This window comes from Flavobacterium hibisci, from assembly GCF_020026925.1.
Lineage (GTDB): Bacteria > Bacteroidota > Bacteroidia > Flavobacteriales > Flavobacteriaceae > Flavobacterium > Flavobacterium hibisci.
Window position 1 is genome coordinate 141,527 of sequence record NZ_JAIQDW010000004.1, and the last position, 18,144, is coordinate 159,670.

Below are 18,144 nucleotides of genomic sequence, written 5' to 3' on the forward strand. Positions count from 1 at the left end.
TTTATCTCTGACTCTTTATTGTAATGTACGTTTTAATTAAATTAAAATCAAAGCTCATTAAGATGGTTGTTAAAATATAAAGTAACAATCTCATTTTAACAGCAAAAGGGAATGTTTTATAAAAATCGACATTACGTCTGATAATTTTTTTTCTATAAATGTACCATTCGTTAGTAGTAAACATCAATTTCTTTTGTTTTAGATTAATTAGAGTAAGCCTTTCTGCAACTATTCTACTTTTATATTTATTAAAATCATGTTTATTTCTAATCCCTGAATTTAATGTTCTGAAAAAATAGAGAGGATCATTACAAACTGCAATTTTAGGACTCTCGATTAATAGTCTGTTAAAAAATTCCCATTCTTGTCTCACTGTAAGTTTTTCATTAAAAAGTGGTTTATTTTTCAATAAAAAATCTTTTTTAAACAAGGGACCATTAGTGACAAATGAAATTTTTCCTAATATATGATTGAGTAGTACGTTCCCTTCTAAATGTAGTGGCCACGGTATTGCTTCTATCATTGGCAAACTCTCAAATATAGCCCCTTTGCAAACTACAAAATCATATTCATTTTTTAATATCAAGTTCACTTTACGCTCAATTTTATCTGGAAACATTATATCATCACTATCAAACCAATTTATAAATTCTCCCCTGCTTAATTCAAATCCATAGTTTCGGGCTGCATTACCACCAGGAAGTTTGTCAATAGGTCTGTTATGAATTTGAAATCTGGAATCTTTTTTTATATAATTATTGACAATTTCAAAAGTATTATCTGTACTTCCGTCATCGACAATAATGCACTCCCAATTTTGATAGGTTTGCGCTACTATTGAATCAAGTGTTTCCTCAATTAAATTTGCACGATTGTAAATTGGGATTATAATAGATATTAATGGATTCATTTAATATTTAAAAAAGAGGGTTGCATTTTACAGGATTCTTCTCTATTTTTTATAATTTGTTTCTTATTTAAATGATTCAACATTTTAATTCTTTTAAAAAACTGTATAATTTCTTTTTTTTTAAATAAAACAAGTGACTTACATAAAGAAGCATAACATTTTTTATATTCTTTTCCAAAAAAAAATTGATTTATCGGATTAGACATATTCAAAATAACACTTCGGCTGTAAACTATTTTGTCATCTGTAAAATAGCGATTTTCAGAAGTTGTTTCTCTATCATGATAAATTATAGAATTAGGACAAACACCAATTTTAAAGCCATGGAATTTAATCCTTTGCACATAATTATCATCTTCTCCATAATGAAAAAAAGAAGGATTAAATCCTCCTACAATTTCTAGACATTCCCGCGAAATTAACCATGCTGCAGCATTAATAAAATTAACGGGATATATTTTTTTCTTAATTATATTTAAAAAAATATCTGAATATAAATTGTAGCACCTTTCCGGATTTATATATTTGGAAAATTTATAATCTAACGCATTACCATTCCCATTCAGATGCATTGGACTTACAATACCAAATTGGGGTTCCTTCTGATGTGCTATCATAAGATCTGTAATTGTATCAGGTTGTATCCAGGCATCCTGATTAAGCAAGAAAACATAATCTGCCCCATCAGAAAAAGCCTTTGCTATACCAATATTATTACCCCTACCAAATCCCAGATTTTCATTTGATTCTATAAGTGTTACTTCTGGAAACTTATTTTTAATTATTAGAGGTGAACCATCTGTTGACTTATTATCAATTATAATTGTCTCCAAAAAAATAGTACTTTGCATAATGCTATTCAAACATTTCTCCAACCACTTTTTGGGATTATAAGTAACAATGACAACTACGATTTTCATTTCTTTTTTAATTTTGAACCAAATAAAACCATCAATTTTCGAGTTATTTTTGAAATAAACGAGAATTTATATTTCAATCTTGACTGATGCTCATTGTTTAATAATTTAAAATATTCTTTATATAAAATTTTATCATAGATATTATAATCATCAATATTCTGTTTGCGATTCACATTTGTAGCCTGATTCTCATGAATTCTAAATTTCACCAATGGCAAATCAATTATGATAATTGTATTTTCTTTTAAAATTCTATACCAAAATTCGTAATCCAAAATTTGCTTCAAATCAGTCCTAAAGTACCCAATTTTATTTACAATATCTTTTTTAAACATTACCACACTAGGCTCCCCAATTTTATTTAGTGGAGATTTACTAAAATGATCACTCTTAAATAAAAGATTATCTAATACTAAAACATTATTATTTTTTTGACTTATTCCAACTTGTAGATTTTTATATTTTTTTATCCAATTACTAGTATACTCTCCTACAGCATTTTGTTCGATAATAAAAGATCTTTTACTTGCAAGCAAACCAATGTGAGGGTTTTCTTTATAAACAAAAATCATTTTTTCAATACAATCGGATTCCATAACATCATCCTGAAATAGAAATTTAATAAATTCCCCATTTGCTTTTTTTATACAATTATTCCAATTTGCTCCAATGCCCTTTGGCTTATGGTGATAGATATAAAAAGGAAAATTACTTAACACTTTAAATCTATTAACAATATCCAAAGTTTTATCAATTGATCCATCATCACTAATAATTATCTCTACATTTGTATACGTTTGGACTTGAATGCTCTCTAAAGTTTCTTTCAGATATTTTTCACCATTGTATGTCGGAACACATATAGAAACTAATGGTAGATTACTCATTTTTTTATAACTCTTTTAATTAAAAAAAAAGGATATATTAAAAAATTACCTATTCTATATGAAAAAGTTTTTTTGATATTCGTAATCATACTAGATTTTATATGGTCATTGATTTTTTTAGATATTTCAATTCCATCAAAAATAGAAGGTCCTACCTTTTCTATTTGAATGGAAGAAGCAATTAAAATATTATATACAGGCTCAATTGTTAACTTTTTTAAATCGAAATTATCTCCTCTATAAATCACTGTTTTCTCAAAATCATCAACGTGATTAATATATGAATTTAAATTATAAGCTACCTGATAATAAAAATCAGTATTTAAAAAAAATCGCTTAGATAGACTTTTAAACTCTTCAAAATATAATTCTCTTATGTGAAATGGGTTGACTTGACCTGTTAAATCAGAATAATATTTTTTATCCGGAGAAGACATAATTAAAACACCATCAGGCTTTAAAATCCTTTTGATTTCAGCAAACATTTCATCATGCTTATCATGATGCTCGATTGTTTCAAAACTAACTACAACATCAATACTTTTAGACTCGACCGGAATTTCATCGGCACTTCCTACAATATAATTAAGGTTATCTTTTACATACTTGCTTTGAGCATTTTTAATTGTATTTTGGTCAATGTCAACACCTGTAACAGATAGCGCACTCTTTGATAGCATATAAGAGCCATAACCTTCACCTGAAGCTATATCTAAAACTATTTTATCTTTAATAAAATCAACTGCTAGAGCATATCGATGAAGATGTTCCACAGTTACATTTGAAAAATTATAAAACTCTAATCTTTCGCCTGTTTTTTTTTCTATTTTACCCATTGTAAATTTGGTCTTATTAATCCTGGAAAATGACCAGAGTAATCTCCTCTGGCTGTTTTATCACCAACTTCATCTATAATATTAAACCCCAAAATATCATTTTCATGAAATTCTACGTGAAATGGTCCATAGCGCATAATAGCAAAACTACAACTGTACCCACCTTCCGCTAATAAATTTCTCGGAATTATTATTCTCTTTTTGTGGATGCCTAGTTTCGGTGCTTCTTTCAATGTAGATGAGAATTTATCATGAGAGCTTAAAATATGTATGTTGTGTGAATTAAATAAATTAAATCCGTGTGTAAATAATTCATTTTCTATTAAAATTTCATATGTGAATTCAATTTGTATTTCATCTGATATAGAATGATTATAAACAACTTCACCTTTTTCATTTAAAACTTTAGCCTCCAATAATTGTAAAAAATCTGTTTTAGGTGCTAAATTTTTATTCCATTTTTTTGAAGCATTTTTAACTGAGTCATTAAAATATACATCAATAGCCTCATCTATACTTCCCTGACAAACAATTCTCCCATTCTCCATCACAATTCCTCTTGTACATAAACTCTTCACAGCTGCCATATTATGACTCACAAACAAAACCGTTCTCCCTTCACCTTTCGAAATGTGCTGCATCTTACCAATGGCTTTCTTTTGAAACTCTGCATCTCCTACGGCCAAAACTTCATCAATAACCAAAATTTCAGGTTCCAAAAAAGCAGCTACGGCAAATGCCAATCGAACAGTCATTCCGCTACTGTATCTTTTTACCGGGGTATCAATATAACGTTCGCATCCTGAAAATTCTATAATTTCATCTAATTTTGAAGCAATTTCCTTTTTAGTCATTCCCAGAATTGCTCCATTTAAAAAAATATTTTCACGTCCGGTCATCTCTCCGTTGAATCCTGTACCGACTTCTAAAAGCGAAGCAATTCTGCCACGTGATTTAATGCTTCCGGTAGTCGGCGCGGTTACTTTCGATAGAATTTTTAAAAGTGTTGATTTGCCGGCTCCGTTCTTGCCAATAATTCCAAGTACTTCTCCACGTTGAACCTCAAAATTGATATCCTGCAATGCCCAAACATAATCTGATGTCCCTTTTGTAGATCGGTCATTGGTGTCACCTATCTTTAAATACGGATTTTCTTTGCCCCGTATCTGATGCCACCAACGATTCAGGTCATGGCTTAATGTTCCCGTGCCAACTTGTCCTAAACGATATTGCTTAGAAATATTTTCGGCTTTTAAAATTACATCTTTCAATTTTAGAATTGGATTTTAAGGTAATAGGTATTTAGAATATTTTGGAATTGATTTTTAATAATATTTTATACGGTATCTATAAAACTTTTTTCAGTTCTATTAAAAATCAAAAGGCCAATAAAAAATAATGCTGTCGTAACTAAAAAAGTATAGAATAATCCTAATATTGAAATTTGTCCCGTACTTAAAAGCATATAGCGTGAAGTTTCGATAATATATGCCAATGGATTATACTCTACTAGCCAGCCAAACTTAGGCAATTTGTCTTTTATCAATGCCATTGGATACACTACCGCCGACAAATACATCAATAATGATATTCCAAAAGTAATTAAATGACTAAAATCACGATATTTAGTAACCATAGATGAGATTAACATTCCTAATCCTAATCCTAAAATACCCATTACTGCAATTAGAATTGGAAAAAATAAAACAGAAGTATTCAGTTTTAAATTATATCCCTGAAAGTAATAAAAAATATAAAATAATATAAAAATTAAAAACTGAATTCCGAATTTAACTAAATTAGAAATTACAATTGAAAGAGGCGTAATGATTCTAGGAAAATAGACTTTCCCAAAAATGCTTGCATTGGTTTTAAATGTATCTGATGTACCTGTAAGACACGCAGTAAAATAATTCCAGACTGTAATTCCTGCCAAATTAAATAAAAATGGATGTATTGTACCTGTGTTAATTCCTGCTACATTATTAAAAATTATGGTAAATGTCACAGATGTAAATAATGGCTGTATCAAATACCAAAGTGGCCCTAACACAGTTTGTTTATAAACTGTAATAACATCTCGTTTTACAAACAAAAATAACAAATCGCGATATTGCCAAATTTCTTTAAAATTTAAAGAAAAAAAGTTGTTTTTTGGTGTTATTTCGAACAACCAGTCTTTATTATCTGTAGTATCCATTTTATAATTAACAGGATTTTTTACCTATTCAAAAAGATTTAAAAAAAGCAAAAGGTGCTTTTCTTAAACACCTTTCTATATTATGATTTAAAACATTTATTTACTTATCAAGAACTTCAAAAGTAGAATTCATGCTTTTAAATTCAGGAACAATTTTTTTCATTTTACTTACTATTTCTTCATTACTATAAAAATTTGCAATTGCAATGAGTTCTTCAATTTCACAATGCAAAGTTTCATATTCATCTTGTATTTCCTGGGCTATCATAATTTTATTGTGATAAGTAGGCAAAGTTTTAGAAGTATCATTTAACAATTCTTCATATAATTTTTCACCTGGTCTAAGACCAACAATTTTTATTTTTATCTCTTTGTCAGGAATAAAACCGGCTAACTTAATCATTTTTTTAGCTAAGTCAATAATCCTTACCGGTTTTCCCATATCAAATATATAAATTTCTCCACCATTTCCCATTGCTCCTGCCTCCAAAACTAGCTGACAAGCTTCAGGAATAGTCATAAAATAACGAATAATATCCTGATGAGTAATTGTTACCGGACCTCCTGCCGCAATTTGTTTAGTAAATAACGGAACTACTGAGCCATTAGAGCCTAAAACATTCCCAAAACGGGTAGTAATAAATTTAGTTTTACACTCTGGCTGTTCTTTTTGATTTTTTAAAAATAACGACTGAACATATTTTTCTGCAATGCGTTTACTGGCTCCCATTACATTGCTAGGATTTACAGCTTTATCTGTAGAAACCATTACAAATTTCTTTACATTGTACTTACAAGATAAATCTGCTAAGTTTTTAGTTCCTTTGACATTTGTAAGTATTGCTTGTGAAGGGTTTTCTTCCATTAAAGGAACATGCTTATAAGCAGCGGCATGAAAAACAACCTGTGGCCTAAAATCAGTAAAGACTTTTTCTAAAGCCTTTTTACTTTTAACATCTGCAATAACAGCTCTTATTTTAGTTTGAGAGTCTAACGCAAGGGTTTCTAAACATAAATTATGCAAAGGAGTCTCTGCGTGGTCTAAAATCACTATCGTTTTAGGGTTAAAACCTAAAACCTGTCTTACAATTTCACTGCCAATAGAACCTGCTGCACCTGTAATGAGTATGACTTTATCTTTTAATTGTTTAGATATTGATTTACTGTCTAATACAATTGGTTTCCTTTCTAATAGATCTTCAATCTGAATATTCTTAACTTTTTGAGAAATTTCTTTTTGATTTTCCCAATCAGAAATTAATGGCACTGTGTATACTCTGTAGTTGAATTCTAAACATTGGTCAACAATAATCAACTGTTCATCTTTAGACAAACTTTTGTCTGCAATAATAACAGCTTCAGCAGCTACGGAACGCATCAAAGCAGGTAATTTTTTCTTTTGAATTAATATAGGTAAATCTAACATTCTTTTAGATGCATTCTGGCTGTTTTTATCTACAAAACCAACTATCTTAAATCTTGAAGGAGTTTCAAATTTTAATGCATTTGCTACAGAAATTGCGTTAGCATCTGTTCCATAAATAACTGTCCTAATTAATTTTGAATCAGTTTTTTCAGAAAAATAAATTTCAAAAGTTTGTTTTACAACTACTCTGTATAAAAATAACCCACAAAAGGACAGTACTAAGTTTATAAAAAGTGCTGTATTTAAAAATGCCTTGTGTCCAGAATATAATTCAAAAACTAAATTAAAAATCAAAAAGAAAATCAAAACTGACATTTGAGAAAACAACAGCTTTATTGCATCTATATATGAAGAGTGCCTAATAATTCCGGAATATGTTCTAAATAGCCAGAAAAAAAATATATTAACAATAATAAGACTTGATACGAAATAAAAACCATATGAAGTTACTATATAACCTATCGCTGTGCCTTCAAACAGCATATAAGTAAATGTAAATGAAAACAAAAGAACCATTATATCAATGGCAACAATAATCCATCTTGGCAAATAACTAAGATTATTAATGTTTGCTTTAATATTTCTTGGAGAAAATTTATTGTACAAAAAAGCTGCTATTTTAGTTAATGGGTTTGTATCCAAGCTAGTTATCTTTAGTATTGAAAAATTACACTTACAAAAATACTAATTAATGGTTTTAAAAAAATCTTCTTTTAAAATTAAAATGGGTTTCCTTTTTTTTTCTGTCTTAAAAATTCCATTAGATAAGAACCATATCCTGATTTAATCAATGGTAAAGCAAGTTTTTCTAGTTCCCTATCTGAGATAAACCCTTGTCGCCACGCAATTTCTTCAATGCAGCCTACTTTTAATCCTTGTCTTTCCTCTAAAACCTGAACAAATTGTCCAGCCTGCATTAAACTATTAAACGTCCCTGTATCAAGCCAGGCTGTCCCTCTGCTTAAAATACCAACCTTTAGCAATCCTCTTTCTAAATATGCTTTGTTTACATCGGTAATTTCATATTCACCTCTGGCACTTGGCTGAATGCTTTTCGCAATTTCTACAACTGAATTATCATAAAAATACAATCCCGGAACTGCGTAACTTGATTTTGGGTTTTCCGGCTTTTCTTCAATGGAAATAGCTTGCAGGTTTTCATCAAATTCTACTACTCCATACCTTTCGGGATCAGAAACATGATATGCAAAAACAACACCTCCGTTCGGCTTTGTATTTGATTTCAAAAGTTCCTGCATATTAGACCCAAAAAAAATGTTATCGCCCAATATTAAAGCTACATCATCAGTACCTATAAATTCTTCACCGATTACAAAAGCTTGGGCCAAACCATTTGGAACAGCCTGTTCTTCATAACTGAATTTACATCCCAAGTTAGAACCGTCTCCTAACAGTTTTTTAAAATTAGGTAAATCGTGAGGTGTAGAAATAATCAATATTTCATTTATCCCGGACATCATTAGTGTTGATAATGGATAATAAATCATTGGTTTATCATACACTGGCATCATTTGCTTGCTCATAGCTAGTGTTAATGGATGTAAACGGGTGCCGGAACCTCCGGCTAATATAATTCCTTTCATAATATTTTATATTTTGAATGCAAATACTATTTACATTTATTCACTTATCTTTTTTTAGAGTTACGAAGTAATTGCATACATTTTCTTAAGCTCTCTTTATACTCTGGTACTACTACTTCAAAAGTAGTTTTTATTTTAGATTTATCTAGCAAAGAAAACATAGGTCGCTTGGCTGGAGTTGGATAGTTAGAAGAGGCTATTCCGATAATTTCACATTCAAAACCCCCAATTTCTTGTATAGCTAAAGCAAATTCATACCAACTTATTTCTCCCTCATTGGAAAAATTATAAATACCAGCTACCCAATTGGGGTAACTAATAATCGTCATAATAGCTTGAGCTAAATCAGCGGCATAGGTGGGACTACCTATTTGATCGTTTACGATATTGAGACTCTTTTTTTCTTGCATTAATCGAGACATTGTTTTCACAAAATTATTTCCAAAACTGGAATAGACCCAAGAAGTTCGAATAATAATTGCGGCTGGATTTTGTTCCAAACATGCTTTTTCACCTGCCAATTTTGTAACGCCATAAATATTTATAGGATTTGTTGCAGCGGTTTCTGTTAAAGCAATTGACGAATTTCCATCAAAAACGTAATCTGTTGAAATGTGAATAAGTTTACAGTTATTTTGAGAACTCCATTTTGCCATAATGGCAACCGACTGATGATTTAGTACATCCGACAATTCAGTCTCAGATTCTGCTTTATCAACTGCCGTATGTGCCGCACAATTGATAATAATTTGCGGATTGATCATAGCAATGTTAGATTCTAAATTTTCCAAATCACACAAATCGAGCTCTTGCCAATCGGTAAAAACCCATTCAAATTGAGAATAGACAGAAGACAACAAATTCAATTCTGAGCCTAATTGACCTTTGGCTCCTGTTATCAATATTTTTTTCATAAGTTGATTTATATTATTTTTTATAGAATATGGAATAGCAGATTCCCATTGTTCTTTACTCCCAAATCCTAATTATGCCCATTTCTAATATTAAAATTCCCAGTCTATATCTTTGAAATGTGGTAAAATCAAATCTTTTTCGGATATAATAATTTCATTGGCTTCGAGCTGCCAATCAATATTTAAAGTAGGATCGTCAAAATGAATACCTCTTTCGCTATTTTTATCATACAGTTGATCTACTTTATACATTACAGAAGCTGTTTCACTTAACACCGAAAAACCATGCGCAAATCCGTGAGGTATCATCAATTGTTTTTTATTTTCTGCACTCAACAATACACTTACATGTTGGCCATACGTAGGAGATTTTTTGCGCAAATCTACTGCGACATCCAAAATCTCACCTTCTAAAACCCGTACTAATTTAGCTTGAGCAAAAGGATTAATCTGTAAATGCAACCCACGAATTACCCCTCTTTTAGAAAAAGATTGATTATCTTGTATAAATTGATACTTTATCTCTTCTTTATTGAATTTTGCTTGATTATATGCCTCAAAAAAATAACCGCGTTCATCTTCAAAAATCGTAGGATGAATAATTAGTAAATCTTTTATTTTTGTGGTTTCTGTTTTCATAAAATTATTTAAAAACGGGAATAATCCCTATTATATTACATTCAAAAATTACCTAATAAAAAAATTGAATCCTTTTTAATTATTAAAAATCATCATAAACAACTCGTTACGATGAGAATTAAACATCGCATAAACAAAAATAGGAAAAAGCAAAACTGTGGATAAATTTAGCATTCGCAAGTTTTTGGCTTTGAAAAACTCCTTTAGAGGATACAGCATCATAGCAAATATAAAATAAGGAGAAAAACGAAAAGCTACGACTGGATTTATAAAATACGTTACTGCATAAAGAAGGAAAGTAGTAACTAAAATAGGATGCAGGATTTTTCTTTTATAAAAAAAATAAAATAAAATATATAAAAGAACAATGAATACAAAAAATAATTTGTGCATAATTCCAATGGTGACTATTCCAGCTGAATATATATTAATTTTAGATATAATAGTTTGAAACTCTTCAAATGCAGACAAAAAAGGAATCAATATAAAGACAAACAAAAAAAGCAATAAAGGAAGAATTATAAGAATTCTAAAATAATACCTATAATTATGAATAAAAGTAATCAAGAGTAGTGAAGAGCTTATATGCAACAATGGAGTAATTAAAACCAAATTAAATTTTTTGTTCCTAAAAGTATAATAAAAGTATAATGCAAATAAGATATAGACTGGACCATTCCTTAACACAACGTATGTGATAACAAAGTAATAAAAAACAAATATTATCATTTTTTTGTATAATTCAATGTCTTTTCTTAGTAATAACCAAACAAAAAACAAGGTTGAAATAGTAAAATTAAACCAATACATAGATATAAAAACAGTCTCTTTGATAGGTGTAAAAAGCTTAAAAAAAGAATAAACACTATAGAGATAAGGTTCATTTATGAAAAATGATAAAAGACTGGTAGGTTTATGAAAAATTTGAAAATTATAATAAAGATAATAATCATTATTGTAATCCGCTTTTAACAGGATTCTTAAAAAAATAGAGGAAATGACAAAACATGCAATAGAAATTCTTTTTCTTGTTAAATTCTCACTATCAAAACAGCCTAAATAAAAGGATAAAAACACACACAATACAATAAATAACAATAGGATCATCTAATACAAATAAGAATTAAAACTAAAGTTACATGAACTAAAATACGACTTGTAGTCAATATACGTATTTCTTTATGTCCTCCTCCATCATCAATTGCGCCCATAATTCCTGGATCTATAAATAAAATTAATAGCATAGATCCGAACATATTAATTACCTGGGTAAAAGAACTAAGCATCAAAGCCTTTTGAGGAAAAGAAAAACTTACATAATATAAAAAAGTAATGCTTATAGAAAATAAGAAACCTGCAATATAATTAGTTCCAAATAAAAGCCAATTATTGGACAAATATTTAATTTGAAAGGAGGGTGTGTTTTTTATTTCTTCTAATTGGAAAGGTTTTGATTTTCCAAAAAAACGATTTAAAATTGTAATCACCTTTTTAGAAAAAAGCGAAGTGAATTTATAGGAATATAACGGCAGCAAGAACACTATTACCAAAAAATGAGCCAATATCGTGATAAGCCATACTTCATTTTTATCTTTTATAGATTCGGTCACATAGGCCATAATGGGTATAAATATCAAAATAAAACCTCTAGAGGAATATTGAAATATATTTATTAATGACAAAAGATATCGAATATTCTTACTATCCTGTATGTAATATTTAAAATGATAAACAGAAACATCAATAAATATTGAAAAAGCATACGCTATAGCAGCTAGTGCAAACATAATTTCAAGTTTAAAATTCACATACAACGTATCTTTTCATATTCCATTTTATTAAAAGTTAGCCATTAAGGTTTAAAATTGATTTACTAAAAAAATTAAAAGATCACTCATACTAAATACTAACGTTATTTATATTCAAAAAACCGTTCTAAAACTTTTTTAATCCTTTCTCTTTCTATTGTACTAAGATTAGATCCCGAAGGCAGACATAAACCGTTTGCAAATAAATTTTCTGCGACTTTCCCACCATAATAAGAGCAATCTGCAAAAATAGGCTGCAAATGCATCGGTTTCCAAAGCGGACGGCTTTCAATATTTGCTAGTTCAAACGCAAGCCTTAATTGCTCACTCGTTTTACCGTTTGTTTTATCAGGATCAATAGTAATTGCAGAAAGCCAATGATTAGAAAAATAATCCTCACTTGGTTCCTTCAAAATATGGACGCCATCTATATTTTGAAAGAAAATACTATAGAAAAAGTGCATTTCTCTTCTCAATTTTATGTGTTTATCTAGGACTTCCATTTGCCCACGACCTATGCCCGCACAAACATTGCTCATTCTATAATTATAACCAACTTCACTATGCTGATAGTGAGGTGCATTATCACGAGCTTGGGTTGAAAGAAAAACAGCTTTATCTTTTATTTCTTTATTTTTAGTAACTATAGCACCTCCTCCCGAAGTGGTAATAATTTTATTTCCATTAAAAGAAAGGATTGCAATATCTCCAAAAGTACCGCATTTTTGTTTTTTATAGTGGCTTCCTAACGCTTCAGCGCTGTCTTCTAAAACTGGAATTTCATATTTTGTAGCAACTGCATTAATCGCTTCTGCATTGTAAGGCATCCCATAGAGGTGGACTGCAATAATAGCTTTGGGTTTTTTACCTTTAGCAACTCTATCAATGATAGCTTGTTCTAGTGATTCTGAGCACATATTCCATGTTTCAGTTTCGCTATCTACAAAAACAGGAGTGGCCCCTAGATACATAATTGGATTTGCAGAAGCCGAAAAAGTCATACTTTGACAAATTACCTCATCTCCTGCTTTTACGTCTAATAAAATTAGACCTAAATGAATTGCTGCTGTTCCTGAGCTTAAGACCCCCACATAAGAATTCTTGCCTAAATAATTTTCTAAATCCGCTTCCAATCCATTTACATTAGGGCCTAAAGGCGCTATCCAATTGGTATCAAAAGCTTCGTTAACAAATTTTTGTTCGTTTCCTCCCATATGAGGTGAAGAAAGCCAAATTTTAGAATTATTCAATTTATTAAAATATTTTTTTGGCAGGATTTCCAAAGTACGTCCCAACCTGTTTTATTGATTTTATTACAACAGAACCCGCTCCAATTCTTGTATTATCTGGAACCTTAACACCTGGTAATATAACTGCATTAGAGCCTATGAACACATTATTTCCAATAATAGCTCCTCCTCCAATATCAACATTTGCCATAATACTGGTAAAATCACCAATAACTACATCATGCCCAATTTGAGATCCATTATTAATAAAAACCAAATCACCAATAGATGTATCGCATGAAACAATTGAATACGGATGCATCACCAAGCCTTTTCCATAAGTAGTTCTTTCGCCAATGTAGCAAGATTCATGAATGAAATTAGAAATATGCACAGAAAAATCTAATGCGTTTTTTAAAAATCTTTTTTTAGTTTCTACATTAGAAATCGCAAAAATTACAGATTGATTTTTCTTAATGAAATTTATATCAACTTTACCTAAAATTTTTAAATCTGTAGTAAAACTATCTAATGCATTCAAATTATCATCTAAAAAACCTATAATTTTAGTATCTAAATCTTTTTTTGAAGTATTATGCCAGCTCACAATTTCTCTTGCAAGTCCGCCAGCACCGATAATAATAATTTCTGAATTATTGAATTGAATATCCTCCATCTATTTTAATATTTTGCCCAGTAATCCATTTACTATTATCCGAAAGCAAAAAAGAAATTATTGGTACAACATCTTCAACATCACCAATTCCTAAGGGATGCATTTGCTTAATTCTTTCGATGTTACTCTCTTCAATTTGCGAAAATAATTTTTGTGTCATTGGCGTATTTACGACTCCTGGCGAAACTGCATTTACTCTAAATTTTCTTTTTGCTAATTCTAGTGCTGATGATTTTACCACTCCGAGAACAGCAGATTTTGTAGCACAATAACCTATTTTTCCTGGTTGCCCCAATTCTCCCATTACTGATGAAATGAAAACTATACTTGCGCCGTCATTAGAATATTTCTTTTTAGAGAAGGAACGTAGTAATTCAATACCAGAAAAAACATTGATATTGAATATTTTACTAACACTTTCAGGATTATACATTGTTAACGGAAGTGTTTCTTCCATACCAGCACAATGAACAAATCCATCAAATTTATTTGCAGCAAGTGATTCTTCAAATATTTTTGGATAAGATGCAAATTCAGTTAAATCTAATGATACAAATTTTAAAGCACTTTCAAACTGATTTTGTAAACCTGTAATTTTGCTTTCATCTCTTCCAACAGCAATTACATTACAATTATTATTTAATAAAAATTCACAAAGCGCCAAACCTATTCCAGAAGTCGCACCTGTTATTAGTATTTTTTTTTCTTTTATCATTATAAAAATTCTTTATATTTTTTCTGAAAATAAAGTACTCTTTCTTCTTCTTGGCTTAATTCGCCATCATATGATGAGAATTTTACACCTTTTTGAACCTGTTGACAAATAGCTTTGTCTTCGTCAAAAACTTTTCTATTGAAATCAACTAAACTGTCTTCGTACATTTTTTCAACTGGACTTACTTTTCCTGACTCTTCTTTTTTAGTAATAAATACATAGCTTTTAAATAAAGTTGTATTCTCATCTATCGGGATAATATGTGATAAATTAAATGATATTCCATAAGTAGAAGAAATTAAAATATTAGGAAACAAAATTAAATGTTTATAACCTTTTATTTTATAGTCTCTTACTTGAAATGGCCGATGTACTTTTTCTTGTTTTCCTTCATTTTCTTGTAGTAAAACATCAGCATCCCAACGAGAATGATTTTCAGAAAAAGTAAATTCTAAACCTTTGGCACCTAATTTCTGAAAAGTTTCAGAATGGATCAAAGCAACATGATAACTTTCTAAAGTATTTTCAACTACAATTTTCCAATTTGAAGTAATTTCAATTTCATTTAAATCAACTAATTTTCCAAAATTTTTAGACATTTTTTCAACATCTGAATAAAAATTTCCTAAATAATCTTGCAACGAAATTTCATCTGAATTTATTTTCAAAAAAACTAAAGTCCCACAAATTTCAACTGAAAATTCTTCTAATTTAAGGCATTCTAACTCCTCTTTTGTAAAACTAAAAAATGGTTTTTTAGGAATTCCGAATGGAATACCTTTATCATTATAAGCCCAGCCGTGATAAGGACACATTAACGGACGATTGCCTTTTTCTACAGTTTGAATCAAGGAGTGTCTGTGCGAACAAACGTTTTTGAAAGCTCTAATTATTCCTTTAAGATTTTGAACCACAACCGGAGTTCCAGAAATATTAGAAACTACAAAATCATTAACTTCAGAAAAGTCAGAAGTAAACCCTACAAAGTTCCAAATTTGAGAAAAAAGATCTACTTTTTCTTTTTCGAAAACGTCCTTTTCAAAATATTCGTTTGGTTTTATTAAAGCTTTCATCAACTATTATATTTCTGTTATATTAAAAATATGAGCTTTAGACACATCAATTATGCAATTACCCCAATTTAACCCTGAACCATATCCACTCATTAGAATTTTTTTAGACTTTTTCAATTCTTCTTCTTTAGAACAAATTAAAAGTGGAATTGAAACACCACTTGTATTTCCAAAATCTTGAATATTTATAAGCATCTTTTCGGAAGAAATTTGCAACTGGGAAGCGATTTGCTTAATTATAAATTGATTGGATTGGTGCAATAAAAAGTAATCTATTGAGTCTTTAGACGTACTTGCTCTTTGAAATAAATTCTCTATACTTCCTGAAATTTCTCTTAATGTAAAATCAAAAACTTTAGGACCATCCATAGATAGATTTAATTTTGATTTTTGATTACCTTTTTCATCAGTTACCACATCAAAACTTTCTTTAGTGATCCCATTACGGTAACCACCATCTGGAATTTGAATTGCCGTGGCATTTAATCCGTCAGAAAAAAAATTAAAAAAAGATTTCATATTCTCATCATCTGAATTTTGAATTAATATAGCAGAAGCACCATCTCCAAAAAGCATCGACGTACTCCTATCATTATTTGATAAAATTTTTGATAAGGTTTCTGCAACAATAAAAAGCACTTTACCATTTTTTATTGTTTTTGCCAAAGCAAAAGCTGTGCTTAAGCCTTGAATAAATCCTGCACAACCTGCATTAATGTCCAAACACAATATTTCTTTTTTTAGGCCTAATCTAGATTGAAGAATATTTGACGTAAAAGGTATCTTAAAATCAGAGGTTTGGCTCAAGAAAATCAAACAATCAATTTCTTCTTTTTGAAGAGCATATTGGCTAAATAAATCTAATGCAGCAACATAACCAAGATCAGATGCTGTGACATTTTCATCTGCCCAGCGTCTTTCTACAATTCCTACTGTTTTTTCAAAAATTCTTAATTCCTTTGCTGATAATAACTCTCCAAAAGTATCATTTGAAATTTTTCTTTTAGGGACACAAGCTGAAATTGCCTTTATTTCTACTCCACTAAACTCTTGAAACATATTAATTAAATTTATCCAACCCAATTCTTTCTATTAAAGAGTCAATGGTTGTAATTTCTTTTAAATCATCTGCGTTTAAAGTAATGTTAAATTCATTAGAGATATAACCAATCAATACCATTGCAGTCATAGAATCCCACTCATCTAAATCTTTAAGATTTGTAGTGTTTTCTAATGTAGTTTCGATCTCTAATTCTTCTGCTAATCCTAAAATGAATTCATTTTTATTCATAATTCTATGTTTTATAATTTATTTTTAATTTTTATCAATCCTCCTGACCAAGAAAGGCCGACACCGAATCCAACAATAGCAATTGTTGTTTCTTTTTCTATAGATTGACTGTACTTCTTTAAAGCAATTGGAATGGTACATGAAACTGTGTTCCCTCCATCTTCTAAATCAATGAAAAAATTCTCAGTTACAATTTTTAATCTTTTGCGAATAAAATTAAGCATAAAAGCATTTGCTTGATGAAAAACAAATTGATTTATATTTTCTGTTTTTACATTGTTTTTTTCTAAAATTTCCTTTGTAAAATTAGGAATCACTTCACTTGTAAAGTTAAATACCTCAGGTCCGTTCATGTACAAATGATTATCTGTATAGGTATTGTCTGTCCCGTAGACAATTTCAGGTGATTGTGGATCAAATTGAAATCGAGAAGCACCGTTTTTCACAATAAGTTTGTCATATCCTGAACCATCAGTCCCAAAAAGGAATTCACCTAAACCCTCAATTTCATCAAAAGAGAGTAAAGTAGCCGTTGCAGCATCACCGAAAATAGCTCTATTGGATTTGTCTTTCGGATGAAGGTATTTAGAATAAGTTTCTGCCGTTACTAATAACACGTTTTTAACTTGTCCAGAAGTAATTAATCCTTTTGCTAAACTAACTCCATAAGTAAAACCTGAACACCCTAAATTAAAATCTAATGCGCCTATATTTTTTTTTAACCCTAACTTATTTTGCAAGACACAAGCTGTTGTGGGTAAAAAATATTCTGGGCTTTGCGTACAATATAGAACATAATCTATTTCTTGACGATCTTGAGATTCAAAAAGTTTTTCACAAACTTGAACAGCCAAATCAAGAGCAGTCTCTTTTTCGCCTACCCAATATCGATTCTTAATTCCCACCTTCACTTCAAATTTGGAAAAATCGTAATTATGAAATTCTCTAACCAAGTCTTCGTTAGTAACTTTGTTTTTTGGATAAACATATTCTATTGCTTTTATAATAGCTCCCAT

18 protein-coding genes are annotated in these 18,144 nt (G+C 29.8%); all 18 read right to left on the reverse strand.

Annotated elements, in window-relative coordinates:
* Position 1: 1 nt before the first annotated feature.
* A complete protein-coding gene (locus K8B81_RS06195; protein ID WP_223680021.1) occupies positions 2–910 on the reverse strand; it encodes a glycosyltransferase family 2 protein in 909 nt (302 codons plus the stop codon).
* Complete coding sequence (locus K8B81_RS06200) at positions 907–1,830, reverse strand: glycosyltransferase family 2 protein (RefSeq protein ID WP_223680023.1); 924 nt, start codon at positions 1,828–1,830, stop codon at positions 907–909. The genes K8B81_RS06195 and K8B81_RS06200 overlap by 4 nt, the downstream gene beginning before the upstream one ends.
* Entirely contained in the window at positions 1,827–2,717 is an 891-nt protein-coding gene (locus K8B81_RS06205; protein ID WP_223680025.1) for a glycosyltransferase family 2 protein, read from the reverse strand. The genes K8B81_RS06200 and K8B81_RS06205 overlap by 4 nt, the downstream gene beginning before the upstream one ends.
* Entirely contained in the window at positions 2,714–3,553 is an 840-nt protein-coding gene (locus K8B81_RS06210) for a class I SAM-dependent methyltransferase (RefSeq protein ID WP_223680027.1), read from the reverse strand. Before K8B81_RS06210 ends, K8B81_RS06205 begins: the two co-directional genes overlap by 4 nt.
* Positions 3,541–4,824 carry an ABC transporter ATP-binding protein gene (locus tag K8B81_RS06215; RefSeq protein WP_223680029.1) on the reverse strand — a complete coding sequence of 428 codons (1,284 nt, stop codon included), beginning with the start codon at positions 4,822–4,824 and terminating at the stop codon, positions 3,541–3,543. Before K8B81_RS06215 ends, K8B81_RS06210 begins: the two co-directional genes overlap by 13 nt.
* A gap of 65 nt (positions 4,825–4,889) precedes the next feature.
* The gene (locus K8B81_RS06220; RefSeq protein WP_223680031.1) at positions 4,890–5,753 is read right to left on the reverse strand and encodes an ABC transporter permease; all 864 of its coding nucleotides are present in this window, start codon (positions 5,751–5,753) and stop codon (positions 4,890–4,892) included.
* A gap of 100 nt (positions 5,754–5,853) precedes the next feature.
* Positions 5,854–7,785, reverse strand: a complete 1,932-nt coding sequence (locus K8B81_RS06225; protein ID WP_394370716.1) for a polysaccharide biosynthesis protein — start codon at positions 7,783–7,785, stop codon at positions 5,854–5,856.
* A gap of 113 nt (positions 7,786–7,898) precedes the next feature.
* Positions 7,899–8,783 carry a glucose-1-phosphate thymidylyltransferase RfbA gene (rfbA, locus tag K8B81_RS06230; RefSeq protein WP_223680035.1) on the reverse strand — a complete coding sequence of 295 codons (885 nt, stop codon included), beginning with the start codon at positions 8,781–8,783 and terminating at the stop codon, positions 7,899–7,901.
* Between the two features lie 44 nt (positions 8,784–8,827).
* Complete coding sequence (gene rfbD, locus K8B81_RS06235; RefSeq protein WP_223680037.1) at positions 8,828–9,697, reverse strand: dTDP-4-dehydrorhamnose reductase; 870 nt, start codon at positions 9,695–9,697, stop codon at positions 8,828–8,830.
* A gap of 90 nt (positions 9,698–9,787) precedes the next feature.
* Positions 9,788–10,336 (reverse strand): dTDP-4-dehydrorhamnose 3,5-epimerase, encoded by a 549-nt coding sequence (rfbC, locus tag K8B81_RS06240; protein ID WP_223680039.1) that lies wholly within the window; start codon positions 10,334–10,336, stop codon positions 9,788–9,790.
* 1,103 nt (positions 10,337–11,439) lie between these two features.
* Positions 11,440–12,123 (reverse strand): alkanesulfonate monooxygenase, encoded by a 684-nt coding sequence (locus K8B81_RS06245; RefSeq protein ID WP_223680041.1) that lies wholly within the window; start codon positions 12,121–12,123, stop codon positions 11,440–11,442.
* 125 nt (positions 12,124–12,248) lie between these two features.
* Positions 12,249–13,394 carry a DegT/DnrJ/EryC1/StrS family aminotransferase gene (locus tag K8B81_RS06250; protein ID WP_317196949.1) on the reverse strand — a complete coding sequence of 382 codons (1,146 nt, stop codon included), beginning with the start codon at positions 13,392–13,394 and terminating at the stop codon, positions 12,249–12,251.
* A 4-nt stretch (positions 13,395–13,398) separates the two neighbouring features.
* Complete coding sequence (locus K8B81_RS06255) at positions 13,399–14,049, reverse strand: acetyltransferase (protein WP_223680043.1); 651 nt, start codon at positions 14,047–14,049, stop codon at positions 13,399–13,401.
* The gene (locus K8B81_RS06260) at positions 14,027–14,764 is read right to left on the reverse strand and encodes an SDR family NAD(P)-dependent oxidoreductase (RefSeq protein ID WP_223680045.1); all 738 of its coding nucleotides are present in this window, start codon (positions 14,762–14,764) and stop codon (positions 14,027–14,029) included. Before K8B81_RS06260 ends, K8B81_RS06255 begins: the two co-directional genes overlap by 23 nt.
* On the reverse strand, positions 14,764–15,837 hold the full coding sequence (locus tag K8B81_RS06265) for an aromatic ring-hydroxylating oxygenase subunit alpha (RefSeq protein WP_223680047.1): 1,074 nt from the start codon (positions 15,835–15,837) through the stop codon (positions 14,764–14,766). Before K8B81_RS06265 ends, K8B81_RS06260 begins: the two co-directional genes overlap by 1 nt.
* A gap of 6 nt (positions 15,838–15,843) precedes the next feature.
* On the reverse strand, positions 15,844–16,896 hold the full coding sequence (locus tag K8B81_RS06270; protein WP_223680049.1) for a ketoacyl-ACP synthase III: 1,053 nt from the start codon (positions 16,894–16,896) through the stop codon (positions 15,844–15,846).
* 1 nt (position 16,897) lies between these two features.
* Positions 16,898–17,128 carry an acyl carrier protein gene (locus K8B81_RS06275; RefSeq protein ID WP_223680051.1) on the reverse strand — a complete coding sequence of 77 codons (231 nt, stop codon included), beginning with the start codon at positions 17,126–17,128 and terminating at the stop codon, positions 16,898–16,900.
* 11 nt (positions 17,129–17,139) lie between these two features.
* Entirely contained in the window at positions 17,140–18,144 is a 1,005-nt protein-coding gene (locus K8B81_RS06280) for a ketoacyl-ACP synthase III (protein WP_223680053.1), read from the reverse strand.